This window comes from Amycolatopsis benzoatilytica AK 16/65 (assembly GCF_000383915.1).
GTDB classification, from domain to species: domain Bacteria; phylum Actinomycetota; class Actinomycetes; order Mycobacteriales; family Pseudonocardiaceae; genus Amycolatopsis; species Amycolatopsis benzoatilytica.
Genome location: NZ_KB912942.1, coordinates 518234 through 539580, shown reverse-complemented (window position 1 = coordinate 539580; position 21347 = coordinate 518234). Strand labels below are relative to the sequence as shown.

Genomic DNA, 21347 nt, shown 5'->3' with positions numbered 1-21347 from the left:
CGGAGATGCTGCCATGCGGCCGGTCACCGTGCGTGCGGACCCGCGAAACTCGCGACGCACGCAACTTTCCCAGCCAGCGGCACGTCCTTCCCCACGAGGACGAGGAGATCATGACAGAACTCGCGGACAAGTCGCGCCCGGAGCCGTTCGCGCAAGCAGTACCAGAGGGCCCAGCGCGCCTTTTTCAGGTCGTCACCGGCAAATGGGCCAGCTCAGGCTACGTACGCGCGGCGGCGCTGTTTCTCGCGGTGAGACTGGTCGGCATCGGTGCCCTAGCCGCGATGGCTGCGCCCAGGGACCTGTCCCTGGGCGAACGGCTGCGATCCTGGGACGGCTGGTGGTACCTGCAGATCGCGGAGCACAACTACACCGGCGTAAGCAATCCCCTGGACGCCGCCGGGCTGCCCTACCCAGCGGCGTCGTACGGTTACTTCCCGCTGTACCCGGCATTGACCGGCCTGCTGCAGAGGCTGCCCGGCGTGTCGTACTTCGCGGCAGGCATCCTCGTTTCGACCCTCGCGGGGATCGCCGCGGCCACGGCGCTGTACCGCATCGGCAGGCTGGTCAACGGTCCGCGTACCGGGCTGCTGCTGGTCGTGCTGTGGGGTGCGGCGCCGATGGCGATCGCCGAGAGCATGGTGATGACCGAGGCGCTCTTCACCGCCTTCGCGGCGTGGGCGCTCGTCGGTGTGCTCGAACGGAACTGGCAACTCGCTGCTATCGCGACGCTGTTCGCCGGCCTCACCCGGTCCACCGCATGCGTACTCATCGCCGTCGTAGTGGTTGCTGCGGTGATTGACGCGTGGCGGGGCAGACAGCGCGGCACCGCGATCATGTGTGCGGTCGTCGCTCCGACTGGACTGCTCGGGTACTGGGCCGTCGTCGCCGCCGAAACCGGCAGCTTGACCGGCTGGCAAGACGTCGAATTGCGCGGCTGGAACACCCGGTTCGACGGCGGGGCCGAAGCCTGGGACTGGATCACGAACACGCTGTTCGGGCCCGGCAATACCTGGGAAACCATGGTCGCGTTCGTGACGATCGCGGCGATCGCGCTGGCGATCGTCTGCTGCACTGGCAAGCGGATGCCCTGGCCGCTCGCCGCCTACGCGGCGGGCGTCGTGCTCCTGGTGCTGTGCAGCGCCGGGCTGCCGGCGCTGAAGGCGCGGTTCCTGCTCCCCGCCTTCGCGCTCCTGCTGCCGATCGCGATCGGGCTGGCGCGGCGCAAGACGTCCACGATGATCATCGCGACCGTGGCGTTCGTGCTGGTCGGGTCGTGGTTTTCGGCCTATTCGCTGACCGTGTGGAAGTACGCGATCTGACCCGGGCGGTCACCCACCCGAGGGGATCCGGGACGAGCTGACCCGGACGGCCCGCCGAAATTGTCGGAGGCGCCGCGCATGATGGATCCCGTGGCAACCGACGTCCTCGACCTCTTCTCCCCGGCGACCCGCTCCTGGTTCGCCGGCGCCTTCGCCGCCCCGACGGCTGCGCAGGAAGGGGCCTGGCGGGCCGCACACGCCGGGCAGCACGCCCTGGTCGTGGCGCCCACCGGGTCCGGCAAGACGCTGTCCGCGTTCTTGTGGGCGCTGGACCGGCTGTCGGTGGAGCCGGTCCCGGCGAATCCGCGCGAGCGGTGCCGCATCCTCTACGTCTCGCCGCTGAAGGCGCTTGCCGTCGACGTGCAGCGGAACCTGCGCGCACCGCTGGCCGGCATCTCCCAGGCCGCGCGCAGGCTCGGTCTGCCGGTGCCGGAGATCGAAGTCGGAATGCGCACCGGCGACACCACGGCGGCCGAACGCCGGTCGTTCGGGAAGACACCGCCGGACGTGCTGGTCACCACGCCGGAATCGCTGTTCCTGATCCTCACGTCCTCCGCGCGCGAATCGCTGAAGGGCGTCGAAACGGTGATCGTGGACGAGGTGCACGCGGTCGCCGGCGGCAAGCGCGGCGCGCACCTGGCGCTGTCTCTCGAACGGCTCGACGCGCTGCTGCCGAAGCCCGCCCAGCGGATCGGCCTGTCGGCCACCGTGCGGCCGATCGACGAGGTGAGCGCGTTCCTGGCCGGCGGCCGCCCGGTCAAGGTGGTGCAGCCGAAGCTCGCCAAGACCATCCAAGTGCGGGTGGAGGTGCCGGTCGAGGACATGGCGAACCTCGACGGGCCGGCACCCTCGCCGATGGAACGGCTCGACGACCTCACGTCGCTGTCGCAGTTGCCGTCGGAGGGCGGAATCGGCACTCAGGAAGAGGTGTCCGGGGCCGCGGTGCAGCGGCCGTCGATCTGGCCGGCGGTCGAAGAGCGGGTGCTGGAACTGATCCGCGCGCACCGCTCCACCATCGTGTTCGGCAACTCGCGCCGGCTCACCGAACGGCTCACCGCGCGGCTGAACGAACTGGCACTGGAACGAACCGGCCTGGCCCCGGGCGACGCGTTCCCCGCCGAGGCGGTCGGGCAGTCCGGCGTGTCCACGGGCGCGGCTCCGGTGATCGCGCGGGCGCACCACGGATCGATGTCCCGCGAGCAACGCACGCACGTCGAAGAAGAGCTGAAGTCCGGGCGGCTGCCGTGCGTGGTGGCCACGTCGTCGCTCGAGCTCGGCATCGACATGGGCGCGGTCGACCTGGTGGTGCAGATCGAAGCGCCGCCCACGGTGGCGTCCGGGCTGCAGCGCGTCGGCCGGGCCGGGCACCAGGTCGGCGCGGTGTCGACCGGCGTGATGTTCCCGAAGTTCCGCGGCGATCTGGTGTCCTGTGCGGTGGTCGCGGAGCGGATGGCGAGCGGGGCGATCGAGGCGGTGCGCTACCCGCGCAATCCGCTCGACGTGCTGGCCCAGCACATCGTCGCGATGGTGGCGCTCGAACCGTGGACGGTTCCGGAGCTGGCGGCGCTGGTCCGGCGGGCCGCCCCGTTCAGCTCGTTGCCCGACGACGCGCTCAACGCGGTGCTGGACATGCTCGCCGGCCGGTACCCGAGCGAGGAGTTCGGCGAGCTGCGCGCGCGGATCACCTGGGACCGGATCAGCGGCGAGCTGCGCGGGCGGCCGGGCTCGCAGCGGCTGGCGGTCACGTCCGGCGGCACCATCCCCGATCGCGGCCTGTTCACCGTGATGACGCCGGGCTCGGAGGGCAAGCCCGGGTCCCGGGTCGGCGAGTTCGACGAGGAAATGGTGTACGAGTCGAGGGTCGGCGACACGATCCTGCTCGGCACCTCGTCGTGGCGGATCACCGACATCACCCACGACCGGGTGATCGTCGTGCCCGCACCCGGGCAGCCGGCCCGGATGCCGTTCTGGAAGGGCGACGCCGCCGGACGGCCGCTGGAGCTGGGCAGGGCGCTCGGCGCGTTCGTCCGCGAACTGTCCACTTCGGACTCCGCGGTCGCGCGGGAACGGGCCGCCGCGGCCGGACTCGACCAGCGCGCGTGCGACAACCTGCTGGCGTACCTGGAAGAACAGAAGGCCGCGACCCGGCATGTGCCCAACGACCGGGTCATCCTGCTCGAGCGCTACCGGGACGAACTGGGCGACTGGCGCATCGTGCTGCACTCCCCGTTCGGCGCGCAGGTGAACGCGCCGTGGGCGCTGGCGATCGCCGCGCGGCTGCGGGAAAACCGCGGAGTCGACGCGCAGGTGGCGCATTCCGACGACGGCATCGTGCTGCGTCTGCCCGACGCGCTCGACGCCGACGGCGGCGAGATCACCATCGGCGCCGACGACGTCCTGCTCGACCCGGAGGAGGTCGAGCAGCTGATCGTGGCCGAGGTCGGCGGTTCCGCCGTCTTCGCCGCACGGTTCCGGGAATGCGCGGCGCGGTCCTTGCTGCTGCCGCGACGGGACCCTCGCCGGCGCACCCCGCTGTGGCAGCAACGGCAACGAGCGTCGCAGTTGTTGTCGGTGGCCGCGAAGTACGAGCGGTTCCCGGTCGTGCTGGAGGCGATGCGCGAAGTCCTGCAGGACGTCTACGACGTCGGCGGGCTGCGGGAGTTGATGGCCGACGTCCGGGCGCGCAAGGTCCGGCTGGTCGAGGTCGAGACACCGGCCGCGTCTCCGTTCGCGCGGAGCCTGCTGTTCGGCTACGTCGGGATGTTTCTGTACGAGACGGACGCACCGCTGGCCGAACGGCGGGCCGCGGCGCTGTCGCTCGATTCCGCGCTGCTGGCCGAACTGCTGGGCACCGAGGCGATCCGGGAACTGCTCGATCCCGAAGCGGTGGCGGAGGTCGAGCAGTCGCTGCAGCGGCTCGCGGCGGACCGGCACGCCCGGTCCGCCGAGGACGCGGCCGACCTGCTGCGGTTCCTCGGCGACCTGTCCGTCGCGGAGGCGGCGCACAGGGGAATCCAGCCGGAATGGCTGGCCGAACTCGAATCGGCCCGCCGCGCGATCCGGGTGCGGATCGGCGGCGAAGAACGCTATTTGGCGATCGAGGACGCCGGACGAGTCCGGGACGCGCTGGGCGTCGCGCTGCCGGTCGGCGTGCCCGAAGCCTTCACCGAACCTGTCCCGGATCCGCTGGGAGACCTGCTCGCCCGCTACGCGCGATCGCGCGGCCCGTTCACCGCGGCAGCGGCCGCCGTCCGGTTCGGGCTGGGCAACGCGGTCGTCACCGGTGTCCTCGACCGGCTCACCGGCGAGGGCAGGCTGGTGCGCGGCGAACTGAGCCCGGTCGGTCACCCGGAAACCCACGGCGTAGGCGTCGAATACTGCGACTCGGCCGTGCTGCGGCGGTTGCGGCGAGCTTCGCTCGCCCGGCTGCGCGCCGAGGTCGAACCGGTAGAACCCGCGGCACTGGGCCGTTTCCTTCCCGCGTGGCACGGAATCGGCGCACGGCTGCGGTCCGCGCCCACCGCCGACGACGTGCTGTCGGTGGTCGAACAACTGGCGGGCGCGCCGCTGCCCGCCAGCGCGGTCGAGTCGCTGATCCTGCCGAGCCGATTGCCCGGCTACTCCCCCGCGCTGCTGGACGAACTCACCGCCGCGGGCGAAGTCACCTGGGCAGGCTGCGGTTCACTCGCCGGCGGAGACGGCTGGCTGGCGCTGGCCCCGTCCGACGTCGCGGACCTGCTGTTGCCGGAGGTCGAAGAGAACCCGCCGACCAGCCCGCTGCACGACGCGATCATGGCGGCGCTGGCAGGCGGCGCACTGTTCTTCCGGCAGATCGTCGAACGCGTGACGCCCGGACTCGAACAATCGCCAAACGACGGCGACGTCGTGGCCGCGCTGTGGGATCTGGTGTGGGCCGGTCTGGTCACCGGCGACACTCTCGCCCCGCTGCGCGCACAGGTAGCCGGCCATGGCGCCCACAAACCCCGTCGGCAGGCACCGCGTGGCCGATACGCCCGGATGCGTGCGAGCCGCCCAGCCATACCCGCGCGCACCGGCCCGCCCACCGCCGCTGGCCGCTGGGCGCTCACTCCCGTTCGCGAGACCGACCCGACCCGTCGCGCTCATGCCCGCACCGAAGCATTCCTGGAACGGCATGGCGTGCTCACTCGAGGCGCCCTCGACGCCGAACGCGTAACTGGTGGGTTTTCCGGCATCTACAAGGTATTGCGCGGCATGGAGGACACCGGTCAAGTCATCCGCGGCTACGTGGTGGAGGGGCTGGGCGCGGCGCAGTTCGCCGCGAAAGGCGCAGTGGACCGGCTCCGCGCGCTGTCCAACTCCGCACCAGCAACGGCCACCCGCGCCGACAGCGCCCGCGCCGTCGTGCTCGCTGCCGCAGACCCGGCACAACCGTACGGTGCAGCCCTGCCCTGGCCCGCCGCCACCGGCGACACGAAACATCGCCCAGCGCGCAAAGCCGGAGCACTAGCAGTCCTGGTCGACGGAACCCCCGCCCTCTATGTCGAGCGCGGCGGTCGTTCTTTGCTGAGCTTCACCGAGGAACGCAGCTCGCTGCAAGCCGCCGCCTCCGCACTGTCGACCGCGGTGCGGGAAGGGTGGCTGGGCCAGCTGGCCGTCCAACGCGCCGACGGAGAGCATGCCCTGACGTCGGAACTGGCCGAGATCCTGCGGGAAGCCGGTTTCCGCGCGACCCCGAAGGGACTCCGGTTGCGAGCTTGACACTGCGCACCGCGCGGTCCGGGCAAGGGGCGCTGGCGGCCGGCTGACCGTCGAGGACGCGCACGCCTGCTCCCGTGCGGGCTTTCGGGCGCTCGCGCAGGTCGAGCACTCGCGATGTGGCCGCTGCCGGGCTCGGGGCCTCGGCCAGCCCGGCGCCGGGCCGTGGTCGGCAGACCCGCGTCGGGGAACCCGGGCGTGTTACTAGACTTCGCGTGGCCCCTCGATGGACATAAGGACGTTTCGATCATGGCGATGCGCGAGTTGCGCTACTTCGGTGACCCGGTGCTCAAGTCCGTGTGCGACCCGGTCACCACGTTCGACAGCAAGATCGAGGCGCTGGTGAAAGATCTCCTGGACAGCGTCCAGCCGGACGGTCGAGCCGGGCTCGCCGCGCCGCAGATCGGGGTCGGGCTGCGGGTATTCAGCTATGACGTCGGCAAGCAGACCGGGTACGTGATCAATCCGGAGATCGTCCACCTCTCCGACGAGACGCACGAGATCGGCGAGGGCTGCCTGTCGGTGCCGGAACTGTGGTTCCCGACCGTCCGCGCGAAGCACGCGGTCGTACGGGGCGTCGACCTGCGCAACGAGCCGATCGAGGTCGAGGGCGTCGACGTGATGGCTCAGTGCCTTCAGCACGAAACCGACCACCTCGACGGGATGCTCTACCTCGACCGGCTCACTGCTGAGCGGAAGAAGCAGGCGCTGCGCGAGGCTCGGGGCAAAGACTGGTTCTGGAACCGCTGACCGACCCGGTTCGCGGAACAACGGCAAAGTCGTCGGCGGCGACGAGCCGAAGGACGGTGCTGTCGGCTGGATCCGGTTCGGCCCGCAGACCGGCGCACCGGGCAGTGCGGATCATGGCGTCGTTGCTGGGCAGCCGGACCGCGGACAGTTCGGTGATCCCGCTGGCCGCGGCCAGGTCGGCCAGCCGGGCGAGCAACGCGGTACCGATTCCTTGGCGCTGCCAAGCGTCTTCGACGAGAAGCGATACCTCGGCTGTCCGGTCGCCCAGAAAGATCAGCTGGCCGAAGCCGACCACGTCGCGGCCGCACACCGCGAGCAAACTCGAACCACGTGGCGGCAAGAGGAGCCGGTGCAGCCATCGGCGTGGCACTGTGCGCAAACCGGTGTGGTAGCGGCTGAACAACGTCTTCGCCGAACAGCGGCTGTGCAGCGCGCCGATCGCGTCGACGTCCCGTGGCGTGCCCAGCCGCAAAACGATCGCTGCTCCGTCCGGTCGGCTGAGAACGACTGGGCCGGCCAGGTTCTGTTTCGCTTCGGCCAGCACGTCGAGAAATGCCTTCCCCTGGACGATTTCATGGCCGGCGAACGGTGCCCATCGACGTCGGGCGACGAAAGCTTGCCGGTCGCCGAAGCGAAAAACGGCGCGGTGGCCGCCTTCGGTGCGTCCCGGGTTGGCTTCGACGGCAGGGACGAGCGTGACGAAGTCGGCCGCTAGCACCTGCTGCAGCATCTGAGCCCGGCGATCAGGATCGGCGATCGCTTGCCGGGCGGCGACGAGGGCGGAGCTGGCTGCGTCGTGGAATACGCGAGCGTCGGTCTCCGCGGATGCACCCGACTCGTCGGCGGGCGCGTTGTCGGCTGGGTGAGCGGCAGCGTCACAGCTGGAAAGCAGCTCCGCCACCGTTTCCGGCATGGCAACCCGGTAGTCGCTGGGCGAAGCCGCCGCTGGCTGGGCATCAGGGGCCTCGCTGGCGGGAAGATCGGCGGCCGATGGCCTGATGGCGGACTCGTCGCCGCCAGTTAGGGCGGACACCGCTGGGTCGCCGCCAGTTAGGGCAGACACCGCTGGGTCGCCGCCAGTTCGGGCGGACACCGCTGGGTGAGAGGCAGATCCGTAGCCGTCGGATCGAACAGCGGCCGAGGTGCGGCCGTTCGCAGCGGATGCGTTGGCAGTCGCCACCGGCGCGTCCGGGACCGTGGTTTCGGTGAGGCCCAGGCATTCGCCGCCTTCGTCGTTGATGGCATCGACTACGAGGTGCGGGGGCAGCCCGGTTGCCGGGCACAGCACCAGGTCGTCCAGGATGCCTTCCGGAGTCGAATGTCTGGTGAAGGCCAGGATTCGGCATTCCAGGTCGGCCAGGCGGATTGTCAGGCGGGCCAGCGTTTCCGGGAGGTCGTCGGTCTTTATCCGCACTCGCAAGAGGCGCTTCGTCGCGGGTCTTTCGGCGGAGCGCGATGCATTCGGTTCCGGGTGGGGACCTGGCTGGGCGAACGAGGGGCAGTGCGGAACGGCGCGGTGGCTGCGAGATATCTCCATGACGGCTACCGTTCCCGACGCAGGTAACCGGAGGGCGCGCTTGGTGTTTCGAGTGCGTCAGAGATCCTTCAGTCGCGGTGATCTGTGCGAAACATCCCCGCTCAGCGCGGGTGAGCAGGCAGAACTCATTGCCTTCCGCCTGGCGAAGTCGCCCCAGGGGACGTCGCCTTGGCTAAGTTCGGGCACCAGCAGCTCGAAGACGGCGCGATTAGATCGCGGGGTCGTCGGCGCGCGGATGCCCACCCCGGGTGAGGCGTCACTGCTGCAGCTCGCGAAGGCGTGCCGGTCGTGACCGTCACGCGCGTTGCTCGCGGCGAGGACGGTGCGCCCTTGGAGATGAACGACATGGTCCTCGCCGCAGACCCGCTACGAGCTGTCCTACGAGTGGGCTGCCGACTGAGCGCGTAGTCAATAGCCGCGGGCACCGTGCGGTTGCCCGCCCCGGGACGCCGTCCTCCGGGTACGAGCTGACGAACTACTGCTGGATGATTCCGATGACGTTGCCGTCAGGGTCCCGGAACAGCGCGAACGACCCCATGTCCGGGATGGGCGTCGGCCCGACGAGCACCTCGCCGCCAAGTTCGACTACGCGGTCCAAGCTGGGCTGCAGGTCGTCAACAGCGACGTAGACGGTCACGTAGGGCGGGATGTCCTCGCGCCCCCGCATCAGGCCACCGCCGATGCCACCGTTCCCGGGACTCACCAGCCAGTAGTCCGGGCCGGCGTCCTGGACGTCCCAGCCGAACAGGTCCCGGTAGAAAGCGATCGACTTTTCACTGTCGCGGATACCGATCTCGAAATGCACGACGGGATGAGCCATGGCCACTCCTCGTTGTCTTCCGGTCCGCCGCACCGTAACGAGGAAGAGGACGTCGCGACGGGGGCCGAACGTCTTCGGGGCCGTGACGAAGGTCCCGGATCAACGCGGCACGGCGAGCCATGGCCAGGCCGTGCACAGGTACCCGGCAGACCCACTGCCAGGCCGCCTCAACGACTCACCCCAGGGCACCCGGAACACACGTAGTCGGCCATTGCGGTGAAGATTGCGTCTCCCGTTGAAGCTTCCGGCATCCGCTGGTCTGTCCGTGAAGGGACCCCGCAGGGACTTGGATTCCCTCAAGGGGCCCTTCACGGACAGAGAGCAACCTGGCCAGCGGCCGACCAGGCAGCACGACCGCACCAGGTGAGACCTGCCCCAAGGAGATGATCCTCATTGGCGGACAGAGTTTGTGGCGCCAGCTCAACGCTGCCACCACAAAGCTTCCGGGAAGTCCGTTGTCGCGAAAGGGATTCCGGCAGCCGAAGCCGCAAGGACAACTCGACAGGCCTGGTTTCGGCAAGCGCGGAGTGCTCGTTGCCGAAACCAGGCGGTCGCTATCTCCGGCGACGGGTGAACCGGGAAGCTTCCCCGCTTTCGGTTCGGGCCGGAGGGGAGTCAGCGAGTCGCCAAGCGCAGCAGGGCCCAGGTCTGGGCGGACAGCTCGTGGTCCCCGTCGGTGTGCACCATGGTCACCGGGACTCGGCCCCAGAGCCAGAGGTACACGCTGGCGGGCGAGCCACTCACCACAGCGTCCGCCGCGCCGGCTTCGCGGGCCGAGCAGCGCCAGGCTTCGGTTTCGCCTGGGCCGGCCCGGGCTGTCCAGCTGTAGTCGCCAGCATGGAAACCTACGGTGCCGTTTCGGGTTCCGGAGATGCCCATGACGGTGAGCTTGTGTCCATAGTAGAGAGTGAGGGCTTCGTCGACACCGTCGGCGGCCAGATCCTCCGGGACGGACGAATCACCTGCTCCGGCGGCGTTTTCGGCATCTACCCGGTGCACCAGGGTTTCGTGGAGCATTCGGCGGCGCCAGAACCCGTGGGTCGGGTCAGCGGGCCACCAGGTGGCGGCCCGGTCGGCCGGGTCGTGGGCGGCGAGTTCGGCGGCCAGCTCGGCACGGGCCTCGGCGTAGCACTCCGACACCGGCTGGCCGGGCAACGGATCGCGCTGCCAATGTTCGGGACGGCGGCCTTCGCGGAGCCAGCCCAAGGTCTTGCGGTACCGGCTGGCGACGTGCTGGACCAGGTCGCTCAACGTCCAGCCGGGCGCGGTGGGCACCGGCGAATCGGGGGAAGCCGAGTGGGCCGCCTCGCCCAGCAGCTCCGCTTCCACCGAGAACGCCTCGAGCAGCCGGCCGTGGTCGACCGTGCCGAGTTCAGGCGACATGGGCTTTCCCGGAGATCGGCTGGCCATGCACGACTCGGCGGACCAGTTCCAGGAACTGCGCGGTCGCCTGCAGCAGACCGGACGCCAGTTCCGCGGTGACCCGGCCGGTGATGCCGGCTTCGGCGGCGGCGCGGGTTTCGGAGTTGGCAGCGAAAAACGCGGACCATTCCCGCAGCTCGGGAGCTACCGCGTCGAGCAGCACCCAGCCACTGGCCGGACGCCCGCGGCCACGGCGGGGCCGCCCGCGCACGGCGAGCACCGCGGCCGCCCCGCGCAAGGCGGCGAGGTAGGCGCCGATGAAGCACTCGGCCGGGTCTCGTTCCTTGCTTGCTTGGTCGAGGCCGCGTTTGGCCTGGGCCAGCAACGCCTCCGCGGCGGGCGGGGCCGGTGGGCGCAGGGACAGCGGGAGCTGGGACTGGCTGGGGTCGCCGGGGCGGGCAGCCGATTCGGTGGCCGCGACCGGTGTGCGAATGTCGGCGGGGAGCTGGTGCTCAGGCTGCGAGAGCCGCGACTCGACGGAGTTGCCGGATCGGCGGCCGGCAGGTTCGGCAGCCGCGACCGGCGGCCGAACAGCATCCGGAAGCCGGTGCGCCGACGACTCGGCCAGCGGAAGCCACGGCTGGCCGGACTCGGCTGAGCTGCGGCGGGTTGCCGAGTCGACCGCCGCGGCCGGGCGAACTGCCTCGGGGAGCTGGTCTGCGGCCGGCTCCGCCAGCGGGAGCTGAGGCTGGCGGAACGAACGGGTCGCCGAGGCTCCCGTCGACGGGAGCCGGGAAGTGCGGTGAGCGGCGGACGGGACTGGTGACCGGTCCATGGCGCGTCGGCTTTCGTGAGGGCGGCGCTGGGCGGAGGACGACTGATCAACGTCAGAACGGCTGGCCGGAACGTGCCGCACGGGCGGCTTGGCCGAGATCGTCCGCCGCGTCGGGTCGTCGGTGCGGCGGCGGTGGAGGATCTGGCGGGGGCTCGGCGCGGCCGCGGCGGCATGCGGTGCGGCCCCAGCGGCTTGCGGTGCGGCGGCATGCGGTGCGGCCCCAGCGGCTTGCGGTGCGGCGGCATGCGGTGCGGCCGCGGCGGCATGCGGTGCGGCCCCAGCGGCTTGCGGTGCGGCCCCAGCGGCCTGCGGTGCGGCGGCCTGCGGTGCGGCGGCCTGCGGTGCGGCCGCGAGCTTGGCGTCGGCGACTGGCTGGCTTGCCGGTTCGAAAGCCAGCTGGACCGGGACCTCGGACGACGCTTCGCCGGACGGCTCTTCGGGCACGGCGAAGGACAGCTGCTCAGCGGTGCCCTCGGAAGGGACAGGCGACCGGCCCAGGACAGGGCCGCCCTCGGACGCACGGCCCGCGGGAAACACGGCCGAGACGGACATGGCGACCCTCCTCCTGCTGCTCGGGCGAGCCCGGCCGGAGGCCCGAGGTGCTTCCCCCACCCCGGGACCGGCCGGTGCGCTCCCACCGGAATCGAACATCTGTTCGATCTGTTTTCCAGAGTAGCCGCCCCGGCGGGTCCGCTCAACCCCGCCGGTGGAATCCGGGCACGTGGTGCGGGACACGGCCTCCCTGTCGTGGTCTGATAACAGGGTGAGTACCCACGACCATCCCGCTGTCGCCAAGGTCACCGCCGCGCTTTCCGAAGCCGGGCAGCAGGCCGCCGCCGACGGAGTGCGGGTACTGCCCGCCGAAGTGCGCACCGCGGCGCAGGCTGCCGAAGCGCTCGGCGTGCCGGTCGGCGCGATCGCCAACAGCCTCGTCTTCCGCGCCCGCACCGCCGACGGCGGGGAGACCGCTCTGCTCGCGCTCACCTCAGGCGCGCATCGGGCGAAGGAGTCCCGGCTGGCCGCATTCGCCGGGCTGGCCGAGATAGGCAAGGCGGACGCGGAGTTCGTCCGGACGCACACCGGACAGCCGATCGGGGGCGTCGCGCCGATCGGGCATCCCGCGAAGCTCGTCACGCTCGTGGACACCGCGCTGCGCGCGCATCCGGAGGTGTGGGCCGCGGCGGGGCACCCGAAGTCGGTCTTCCCGACCACCTTCGACGATCTCGTCGCGCTCACCGGGGGCACCCCGGGCGATCTGGCCGGCGAAGGGGAGGATGGCCGACTGTGACCGCGATGTCCTCCGGGTGCTCCCGGTACGTGCAGCTTTCCGCCGACGAGTTCCGGTCCCGGCTCCCGGAAGCGCTGGCCATCTACGTGAAAGCGATGCGCTACCCCGAGGGCACCGCCGAGCAGCGCGCGCCGATGTGGCTCACGCACGCGTTGCGCGAGGGCTGGCGTTGCATGGCCGCCCTCGACGACAACGGCGTGCTGCTCGGCGTCGCGTACGGATACAAGGGCCGCGCCGGGCAGTGGTGGCACGAGCAGGTCCGGCACGGCCTCACCCGCCGCGCCGGGCAGGAAGAGGCCGACCGCTGGCTGTCGGACTACTTCGAGCTCACCGAGATCCACGTGCGCCCGGAGAACCAGGGCAAGCAGATCGGCGAGGACCTGCTGCGCCGCCTGCTCGCCGGCGTCCCCAGCACGAACGTTCTGCTCTCCACGCCCGAGGGCACGAGCCGGGCGTGGAAGCTGTACCGCCGGCTGGGGTTCGTCGACGTCCTGCGCGACTACCAGTTCACCGGCGACCCGCGCCCGTTCGCGATTCTCGGCCGTTCGCTGCCGCTGGACCCGCGCTAGCCGGCTCGGGGCGCCAGTAGCCGACGGCCAGTGCGGCAACCAGGAGTCCCGCGCCAACCCACGCGAGTACGCCCAGCCGTTCGTGCAGGAAGGCGACGGACAGCACTGTCGCGGTGAGCGGCTCTAGCAGTGCAGACAGTGCGCCTAGCACCGGGTGCGCGCCGGACAGGCCGCGGAAGTACGCAGCGTACGCAGCGGCTGTCGGCACGATGCCGAAGTACGCGGCGGTAAGCAGGACGTCCAGGTGGATGGGGAGCGCCATGCCCAGCCACAGTGCGGCTGGTGTCAACAGGACGCCGCCGAGGAGACAGCCGTACGCCGTGGTGGACAGCGGGTCTAAGCCAGGCCTCGCGGTGACTGTCGTCAGTACTGCGAAGCCTGCGCCCGCTAGGAGCGCGAAAATGATCCCTGCGGGTTGCGCGACGGCGTCGGGAGACCAGCGTAGGAGGACCAAGCCGCCTACGGCGCCGCAAACGGACATCAGCGTCGTCACACGCGGGGCTCGGCGGGTGCGGACAGCGGACGCTACGGCTAGGGCAACCGGGGAGCTGCCGATGGTGGTCATGGTCGCGACGCTGACCGAACTCAACGCGACAGCGGCGAAGTAGCTGGCTTGGAAGAAGGCGAAGAGCGCGCCGATCAGGAGGAGACGGCGCCAAGCTTGCCGGTCCGGCAGGCGTAGTCCGGTGGTGAGGGCTACGTAGAGCGCGGTTGCGGTGCCGCCGATGAGCAAGCGGTAGGCGGCGACGGCCAACGGATGCAGGCCGGCACGTTGGGCGAGGAGGGAACCGGAGAGGCCACCGGTCCCCCAGAGCACGCCGGCGAGGATGAGGGCGGCCGACGAGCGGGCGCGCGAGGGTGCAGACATTCGGAAGTGGGCTCCTGCGTCGAAGGACAAGGACGTCGACGACGCGGGGCAGTGCTCGGCCGGATCAAGGCGTCACTGGCCGGCCGCGGGCCCCGGCGGGGCGCGCGGCGGGAACTACCCCGCTCAGGCGGCGGGGGGTGGGGTGACGAGGAAGATCCGGTGCACGGGCGGGAGTTTAGCCGGAGGAATGGGATCGGCCAACGGGTTTGCGCCGCGCCGTGGGCGGCGCCGCGACCACGCGCGACCGCGCGACCGCCCGGCCGCCCGGCCGTGAAGGGAACATTGAGGGACTCAGAGTCCCTCAATGTTCCCTTCACGGAACAACGGCGCGGTGGCGCGCGAACGGTCAGTCGAGCTTTGCCAGCTGCTCCCGCAGGGTGTCCAGTCCCATTCCGCCCATCTGCAGGGCCTTCGTGTGGAACTGCTTGATGTCGAAGGCCGCGCCCTGCCGTTCCCGCGCCTCGTCCCGCGCGGCCAGCCACAGGCGTTCGCCGAGCTTGTACGCGGGGGCCTGGCCCGGCCAGCCCAGGTACCGGTCGATCTCGTCGTGGACGTGTGCCTGGTCGGTGATCGTGCGGGTCAGCATGAACTCCAGGCCCAGGTCCGGCGTCCACCGCTCGCCCTCGTGGAAGCCGGTTCCCTTCGGGATCTCCAGTTCCAGGTGCATTCCCAGGTCGACCACCACGCGGGCGGCGCGGAACAGCTGCTCGGACAGCATCCCGAGCAGGTTGCCGTCGTCGGAGAGGTAGCCCAGGTCCTGCATGAGGCGCTCCGAGTACAGCGCCCAGCCTTCGCCGTGCGCCGAGATGAACGTCATCAGGCGCTGGTACTTCGTCAGCGTCTCCGCTTGGTTGACCGCGGTCGCGATCTGCAGGTGGTGACCCGGAACGCCCTCGTGGTAGACCGTCGAGACCTCGCGCCACGTGGTGAACTCGTTCTTGTCCGCGGGCAGCGACCACCACATCCGGCCGGGACGGGAGAAGTCTTCGCTCGGGCCGGTGTAGTACGCGCCGACACCGCCGCCCGGCGGGGCGATCCGGCACTCCAGCGCCATCAGCCGGTCCGGGATGTCGAAGTGCTTGCCGCGCAAGGACTTCAGTGCGTCGTCGGACAGCTGCTGCATCCAAGCTTCGAACTGCGGCCGGCCCTGGACGCGGTAGCGCGGGTCGGCGTCGAGCACGGCGGCGGCTTCGGCCGGGGTGGCGCCCGGACGGATCCGGTTCGCGACCGCGCGCATTTCCGTTTCCAGCCGGGAAAACTCGTTCCAGCCCCACTCGTACGCCTCGTGCAGGTCGAGCTCCGCACCGATGAAGTAGCGCGACCACAGCCGGTACACGTCTTCGCCGACAGCGTCTTTCGCCGGCGCCTTCGGGGCCAGTTCGGCGCGCAGGAAGCCGGCGAACTCCGCGAACGCTTCCTCGGCGATCCGCGCACCCGCGGACAGCTCGTCCTTCAGCGACTGGACGCCGGCGTCCGCCACCAGGGTCGCGAAGAAGCCGGGGCCGTCCTTGAGGCCGGCCCAGGTATCGCACTGTTCGGCGACCTTCGAAACCTGCCGCAGCGCCGAAACGCGTCCCTTGCCAGCCGCCGCCAGCAGCGACGCGCGGACGTTGTCCAGTGCCTCGGGCACCTTGCGCAGCCGGGCCGCGATGTTCGCCCAGTCGTCCGGGGTGTCGGTCGGCATCAGGTCGAACACCATGCGCAGGCCCTGTACCGGGCTTTCGATCACGTTCAGCGAGGACTCGAAGAGGCCCGCGTCGTGGATCTCCAGTTCGAGGCCGATCCGCTCGGTGAAGACGGCCTTCGCGACCTGTTCCTGCGCGTTCGCCGGTTCCGCGGCGGTGACCGCGGCCAGCGCGCTGCGCGCCAGGTCCGCGCGGGCCGCGTGGCCGGCCGGCGAATAGTCGGTGAGCTGGTCGTCGTAGCCCGCGACGCCGAGCATGGTGGCCGCGACCGGGTCCACGGCCACGTAGTCGTCGACGTACCGGTCGCAGATTTCCGGCACGCTCTGTTCGGTGGATGCCATGTCCGGCACGCTACCGGCCGGAGCTGCCCGGAGCCCACGGAGTTACGCGCGGGCGGGCACCAGTCCGAGCCGGGTGACGACCTCGCGCGTCGCCTTGGCCCGGTTGAAGGTGTAGAAGTGCAGGTCCGGCACCCCTTCGGCGAGCAGTTTCTCGCACAGTTCGGTGACCCAGTCGAGGCCGGCCGCACGGAACGCCTTGGGGTCCTCGGACAGCGGTTCGAGCCGGTCCAGCAGCCGCTGCGACGCGGGGGCGCCGGAGAGCTTGATGGTGGCGTGCAGGGTGCGCAACGTGGTCAGCGGCATGATGCCGGGCAGCACCAGCGCGTCGCAGCCCGCCGCGGCGACCCGGTCGCGCAGCCGCAGGAAGTCCTCGGCCTCGAAGAACAGCTGCGCGATCGCGAAATCGGCACCCGCCCGGAACTTGCGCACCAGGTACTTGGTGTCCGTTTCGAGGTCGGCCGAGCGCGGGTGGCCGTACGGGAACGCCGAGACGCCGACGCAGAAATCGCCGAGCGACCGCACCAGTTCGACGAGCTCCTCGGCGTAGGTCAGCCCGTCCGGGTGCGGCACCCAGTCGCCGTAGACGTCGCCGGCCGGGTCGCCGCGCAGAGCGAGGATGTTGCGGACGCCGACTGCCGCGTACCAGCCGATCACGTTTCGCAGTTCGGCCACCGAATGGTCCACCGCCGTCAGGTGCGCCATCGGGCAGAGCGTGGTCTCGGTGGCGACCCGGGCGATGCTGCGGATCGTGCCGTCGCGGCTGGAACCGCCCGCACCGTAGGTGATCGACAGGTATGCCGGGTCCAGCTGCTCGAGCTCGCGGATCGACCGCCACAGGACGGATTCGTCTGCTTCGTCGCGAGGAGGGAAGAACTCGACGGAGAACGCGGGTGCGTCCCCTCGCAGCCGCTCGATCACCGACGTCATGCCTTGAATCGTAGTGGCCTCACCTCAAAGCAGTGCAGAGCTGTCCGGCAGGCCCGGCCGCGCGTACCGTCGATTGACGGAGGTACCGCGCCATGAGCAGTGACGACGATCTGGCCTGGGACGAAGACGTGCGCCTCGCGGTCTACCGCGCGTTCTCCTCCCGCGGCCGCCCGCCCACCGCGCCCGAACTGGCGGACGCCGCGCACGGGTCGCTGGCGGTGGCGAAGCAGGCACTGCACCGGATGGCCGACCCGAGGTGGCTGTGGCTGGACGACCGCGAGCACGTGGCGCTGGCCGCGCCGTTCGCCGCGGTCCCGCTCGGGTTCGCGGTGATGGGCGAGCACACCATGTGGTGGGGCGGCTGTGCCTGGGACTCGTTCGCGATCCCGCACCTGGTGGAAGGCGAACCCGAGGTGCTGGTGGCGACGCGCTGCCCTGGCTGCGGCGAGCCGTCCGCGCTGGTCGTGCGGCGGGACAAGCCGCCGCAGGGATCGCACGTCGCGTACTTCCCGGCCGCGCCGCACCTGCTGGCGGAAGACCGGCGCAAGCAGCGGTTGTACTGCAGCGAGTCCTGTGTGGACAGTCCGGGGCCCACGCTCGGGCTCGAGCCGTTGTGGGAGCTGGCGAAGGACTGGTACGCGGGCTGTCTCGAGCCGGGCTACCGGATGCGCGGACCGGCCGCGGCCAAGGAGTATTTCGTCGCGAAGGGGCAGGCTGGCGCGTTTCGGAGCGGCTGAGCACGTCTGGTGCGCCACATCCGGGGGCACCCGGCGTGACCTCGGACGCAGGCGTCCCGGAGGATGGGCGGCATGGACGCGCCCGGATTCGACGCCGATCTCCCCGTGCACGTGGAGCGTGCGCTGGCCGACTTCCTCGGCCGGGCCTCCGGCGAGATCCTGCGCGTCGAACCGAGCGTCAAGGCAGGCATCGACCTGCTGTCCGGCTTCGTGCTGGGCGGGGGAAAGCGGCTCCGGCCCACGTTCGCCTGGTGGGGCTGGCGCGGCGCGGGCGGCGCGGCGTCCGGTCCGCTCGCCGAGGGCGCGCTGCAGGTGGTGTCGAGTCTCGAGCTGATCCAGGCGTGCGCGCTGATCCACGACGACCTCATCGATTCCTCCGACTCGCGCCGCGGCAACCCGACGGTGCACGTCGCGTCCGCGAAGCTGCACGCCGACCACGGCTGGCTCGGCTCGCCGGCGACGTTCGGGCTGGCGAGCGCAGTACTGGTCGGAGACCTCGCGCTGGCCTGGGCGGATGACATGTTCGCTGACGCCCCGCTGCCCGCCGCCACGCTCGCCGCCGCCCGGCCGGCCTGGCGCGCGATGCGCACCGAGGTGCTCGCCGGGCAGTACCTCGACGTGCGGACGCAAGCGGTCGGCGACGCTTCGCCGGAGGCCGCGCTGCGGATCGACCGGCTCAAGACCGCCGCGTACACCGTCCAGCGGCCGCTGCACCTCGGTGCCGCGCTCGCCGGGGCGGACGAGCAGCTGATCGCCACCTTGCTGGAGTTCGGCGGCGACGTCGGCGTGGCGTTCCAGCTTCGCGACGACCTGCTCGGGGTGTTCGGCGACCCGTCGGTCACCGGCAAGCCGGCCGGGGACGACCTGCGCGAGGGCAAGCGCACTCTGCTCGTGGCGCTGGGCCTGCAGCTGGCCGCCGAGCGCGGCGACGCCGCCGCGGCGCGGGTGATCGCCGACGCGATCGGAGCCGCGGACCTGGCCGGTGCCGCCGTGGACCGCGTCCGTGACGCGCTGACCACGGTCGGCGCGGTCGCGGCGGTCGAGCAGCAGATCGACGAGTTGACCGCTTCCGCCGAGGTCGCGCTGGAGCGCGCGCACCTGGCCGAGCCTGCCCCGTCGGCGCTGACCGAACTGATCCGGCTGGCGACTCAGCGGACCTTCTGATGCGGACTGTCAACGGGCATGCCGACCATGTCGTGGTCGTCGGCGCGGGCTTGGCCGGGTTGTCGGCGACGCTGCATCTGCTCGGAGCCGGCCGCCGGGTGACGTTGCTGGAGCAGCAGAAGATGCCCGGCGGGCGAGCCGGGCAGCAGGATTTCGGCGCGAACGCGGTCGACACCGGGGCCAGCGTGCTGACCATGCCGGAGCTGGTGGACGAAGCACTGCACGCGGTCGGCGAATCGCTGGCCGCCACGGTGCCGCTGACCAGGCTCGATCCGGCTTACCGCGCCCGTTTCGCGGACGGCAGCTCGCTCGCGGTGCACACCGACGGCGACGCGATGGAAACCGAGATTCGCGAGTTCTCCGGCCCGCGAGAAGCTGCCGGGTACCGTCGGCTGCGGCAGTGGCTCACCGACCTGTACGCGGCGCAAAAGGACCACTTCATCGGCGCGAATTTCGACTCGCCGCTGAACCTGCTTCGTCCTGAGTTGGCGAAGCTTGCCGCGCTAGGCGGCTTCGGACGGCTTGGGCCGCGCGTCGCCAGCTTCTTGCGCGACGAGCGCGTACGGCGGCTCTTCTCGTTCCAAGCGCTGTATGCCGGTCTCGATCCCACGCGCGCACTCGGCGCGTATGGCGTCATCGCGTACATGGACACCGTCGGCGGCGTGTACTACCCGCGCGGCGGCATGGGCGCGATCGCCCGTGCGATGAGCGACGCTGCAACGCGCGCCGGTGCCGAACTGCGGTTCGGTACCGAGGCCGCTTGGCTAGAGCGAGTGTCGCAGCGCGTACGCGCTGTACGCACGCGCGCCGGGGAGCGTATTGAGTGTGACGCCGTGGTGCTCGCGACCGAGCTTTCGGCGGCGTACCGGCTGATCGGTGCGCGTCCACGCCGCGTCGTGCCGCTGAAGTACTCGCCGTCTGCCTTCGTGCTGCACGGGCACGCGGACCGCTCGTGGCCGGAACTGGACCACCACACGATCTTCTTCGGCGACGCGTGGGAACGCACGTTCGCCGAGATCGTGCGCGAAGGCAAGCTGATGAGCGATCCGTCGCTGCTGGTCACGCGGCCGACCGCGACCGAGCCGACGCTAGCCGGCGACGGCGGCGAGATCGTGTCCGTGCTCGCGCCGGCCCCGAACCTGAGGACCGGCCCGATCGACTGGCAGCGGGTCGGCCCGGCCTACCGCGAAGAACTGCTGCGAACCCTGGAATCGCGCGGGCTCACCGGGTTCGGCGACGAATTCGTGGTGGACGAACAGCTCACGCCCGCGGATTGGGCAGCGCGCGGGCTGGCCGCCGGCACGCCGTTCTCGCTCGCGCACACGTTCCGCCAAACTGGCCCGTTCCGCCCCGCGAACCTGGTGCGGGCAGCGGACAACGTGGTGCTCGCGGGCTGCGGGACCACCCCCGGCGTCGGCATTCCGCCGGTGCTGATCTCCGGACGACTCGCTGCGGAAAGGATCACCGGACGGTGACCGAACTCGACGCGGCCGGCATCGCCGAGCCGGCGCTGCGGGCTGCCTACACGGAATGCCGTCGCATCAACGCGCACCACGGCCGCACGTTCTTCCTCGCCACCCGGCTGCTGCCGGCCCGGGCCCGGCCGTTCGCGCACGCGCTGTACGGCTTCGCGCGGATGGCCGACGAACTGGTCGACAACCCCGAGCCCGGCACTGATCCGGCCGTCGCACTGGACAAGGTCGCCGGGCTCGTCGACGAGGTCTACGGCGGCGGCGCGCCGGCCGATCCGGTGCTCGCGGCGCTCGCGGACACCGTGCGGCGCTACGAGATCCGCCGGGAATTGGTGGATGCGTTCCTGCATTCGATGCGGATGGACCTGACGGTCACCGAGTATGCGACGTACGCCGATCTCGCCGAGTACGTCTACGGTTCGGCGTGCGTGATCGGGCTGCAGATGCTGCCGGTGTTCGGCACCGTGGTGCCGCTGCCGGAGGCCGAACCGAGCGCGGCGGCGCTGGGAGAAGCGTTCCAGCTGACCAATTTCCTGCGCGACATCGGCGAGGACCTCGACCGGGGACGGCTGTATCTGCCGACCGCGGAACTGGCCGCGTTCGGCGTGGACCGGGAACGGCTGGTCGAGGCGCGCCGACGCGACCGGCCGGACCCGCGAGTGCGAGCGGCACTGGCGGTGGCGGTTTCGCGGACCCGGGCGGTGTACCGGCGGGCGGACGCGGGGATTCCGTTGCTGCGGCCGGAATCGCGGCATTGCGTGCGGACGGCGATCACGTTGTACGAGGGCATCTTGGACGAGATCGTCGCGATGGACTACGACGTGCTCAACCGGCGCGCCGTCGTCGGGAAGGCTCGTCGGGCAGCGGTCGCGTTGCCGGGTCTGATCGCGGTGCTGGCCCGGCGCGGGAAGTAAGCCCGGGTACCGGCTGAACTCA

At 70.9% G+C, this 21347-nt stretch carries 16 protein-coding genes and 1 pseudogene; 10 read left to right on the top strand and 7 right to left on the bottom strand.

Features of this window, described 5'->3' with window-relative positions; translation table 11 throughout:
- The first annotated feature begins 110 nt into the window (after positions 1-110).
- The 3 genes from AMYBE_RS0102520 to def all read left to right on the top strand — a co-directional run bounded on the left by AMYBE_RS0102520 (position 111) and on the right by def (position 6806).
- Positions 111-1319 (top strand): glycosyltransferase family protein, encoded by a 1209-nt coding sequence (locus AMYBE_RS0102520; RefSeq protein ID WP_020657758.1) that lies wholly within the window; start codon positions 111-113, stop codon positions 1317-1319.
- A 78-nt stretch (positions 1320-1397) separates the two neighbouring features.
- A complete protein-coding gene (locus AMYBE_RS0102515; RefSeq protein WP_020657757.1) occupies positions 1398-6059 on the top strand; it encodes an ATP-dependent helicase in 4662 nt (1553 codons plus the stop codon).
- 246 nt (positions 6060-6305) lie between these two features.
- On the top strand, positions 6306-6806 hold the full coding sequence (def, locus tag AMYBE_RS0102510) for a peptide deformylase (RefSeq protein WP_020657756.1): 501 nt from the start codon (positions 6306-6308) through the stop codon (positions 6804-6806).
- Here def and AMYBE_RS43225 read toward each other — a convergent pair.
- Entirely contained in the window at positions 6739-8220 is a 1482-nt protein-coding gene (locus tag AMYBE_RS43225) for a GNAT family N-acetyltransferase (protein ID WP_020657755.1), read from the bottom strand. The genes def and AMYBE_RS43225 overlap by 68 nt on opposite strands.
- Before the next feature lie 346 nt (positions 8221-8566).
- Here AMYBE_RS43225 and AMYBE_RS45995 point away from each other — a divergent pair.
- Positions 8567-8743: pseudogene (locus AMYBE_RS45995) on the top strand (UTRA domain-containing protein); the annotation flags it as partial.
- A gap of 75 nt (positions 8744-8818) precedes the next feature.
- Here AMYBE_RS45995 and AMYBE_RS0102500 read toward each other — a convergent pair.
- From AMYBE_RS0102500 to AMYBE_RS45990, 3 genes are all read right to left on the bottom strand, one after another.
- On the bottom strand, positions 8819-9163 hold the full coding sequence (locus AMYBE_RS0102500; protein WP_020657754.1) for a VOC family protein: 345 nt from the start codon (positions 9161-9163) through the stop codon (positions 8819-8821).
- A gap of 615 nt (positions 9164-9778) precedes the next feature.
- The gene (locus tag AMYBE_RS0102495; RefSeq protein ID WP_020657753.1) at positions 9779-10546 is read right to left on the bottom strand and encodes a maleylpyruvate isomerase N-terminal domain-containing protein; all 768 of its coding nucleotides are present in this window, start codon (positions 10544-10546) and stop codon (positions 9779-9781) included.
- A complete protein-coding gene (locus AMYBE_RS45990; RefSeq protein ID WP_020657752.1) occupies positions 10536-11912 on the bottom strand; it encodes an SAV_6107 family HEPN domain-containing protein in 1377 nt (458 codons plus the stop codon). Before AMYBE_RS45990 ends, AMYBE_RS0102495 begins: the two co-directional genes overlap by 11 nt.
- Before the next feature lie 211 nt (positions 11913-12123).
- On the opposite strand from AMYBE_RS45990, the gene AMYBE_RS0102485 reads away from it, so the two are divergent.
- Together AMYBE_RS0102485 and AMYBE_RS0102480 are read left to right on the top strand one after the other, a co-directional pair.
- Entirely contained in the window at positions 12124-12648 is a 525-nt protein-coding gene (locus AMYBE_RS0102485; RefSeq protein WP_020657751.1) for a YbaK/EbsC family protein, read from the top strand.
- A complete protein-coding gene (locus AMYBE_RS0102480) occupies positions 12645-13217 on the top strand; it encodes a GNAT family N-acetyltransferase (protein WP_020657750.1) in 573 nt (190 codons plus the stop codon). Before AMYBE_RS0102485 ends, AMYBE_RS0102480 begins: the two co-directional genes overlap by 4 nt.
- Here AMYBE_RS0102480 and AMYBE_RS0102475 read toward each other — a convergent pair.
- The 3 genes from AMYBE_RS0102475 to AMYBE_RS0102465 all read right to left on the bottom strand — a co-directional run bounded on the left by AMYBE_RS0102475 (position 13156) and on the right by AMYBE_RS0102465 (position 17038).
- On the bottom strand, positions 13156-14085 hold the full coding sequence (locus AMYBE_RS0102475; protein WP_020657749.1) for a DMT family transporter: 930 nt from the start codon (positions 14083-14085) through the stop codon (positions 13156-13158). The two genes, AMYBE_RS0102480 and AMYBE_RS0102475, sit on opposite strands and share 62 nt — an antisense overlap.
- A 346-nt stretch (positions 14086-14431) precedes the next feature.
- Positions 14432-16111 carry a DUF885 domain-containing protein gene (locus tag AMYBE_RS0102470; protein WP_020657748.1) on the bottom strand — a complete coding sequence of 560 codons (1680 nt, stop codon included), beginning with the start codon at positions 16109-16111 and terminating at the stop codon, positions 14432-14434.
- Between the two features lie 42 nt (positions 16112-16153).
- The gene (locus AMYBE_RS0102465) at positions 16154-17038 is read right to left on the bottom strand and encodes a methylenetetrahydrofolate reductase (RefSeq protein ID WP_020657747.1); all 885 of its coding nucleotides are present in this window, start codon (positions 17036-17038) and stop codon (positions 16154-16156) included.
- Positions 17039-17130: 92 nt separating this feature from the next.
- Between AMYBE_RS0102465 and merB the strand changes: the two genes are divergently transcribed.
- The 4 genes from merB (at position 17131) to AMYBE_RS0102445 (ending at position 21325) form a co-directional block, all read left to right on the top strand.
- Positions 17131-17775 (top strand): organomercurial lyase, encoded by a 645-nt coding sequence (gene merB / locus AMYBE_RS0102460; RefSeq protein WP_020657746.1) that lies wholly within the window; start codon positions 17131-17133, stop codon positions 17773-17775.
- A gap of 72 nt (positions 17776-17847) precedes the next feature.
- The gene (locus AMYBE_RS0102455) at positions 17848-18939 is read left to right on the top strand and encodes a polyprenyl synthetase family protein (protein WP_020657745.1); all 1092 of its coding nucleotides are present in this window, start codon (positions 17848-17850) and stop codon (positions 18937-18939) included.
- Positions 18939-20414: a phytoene desaturase family protein gene (gene crtI, locus AMYBE_RS0102450; protein ID WP_020657744.1), complete on the top strand. Its 1476-nt coding sequence runs from the start codon at positions 18939-18941 to the stop codon at positions 20412-20414. Before AMYBE_RS0102455 ends, crtI begins: the two co-directional genes overlap by 1 nt.
- The gene (locus AMYBE_RS0102445) at positions 20411-21325 is read left to right on the top strand and encodes a phytoene/squalene synthase family protein (RefSeq protein ID WP_020657743.1); all 915 of its coding nucleotides are present in this window, start codon (positions 20411-20413) and stop codon (positions 21323-21325) included. The genes crtI and AMYBE_RS0102445 overlap by 4 nt, the downstream gene beginning before the upstream one ends.
- Positions 21326-21347: the final 22 nt, after the last annotated feature.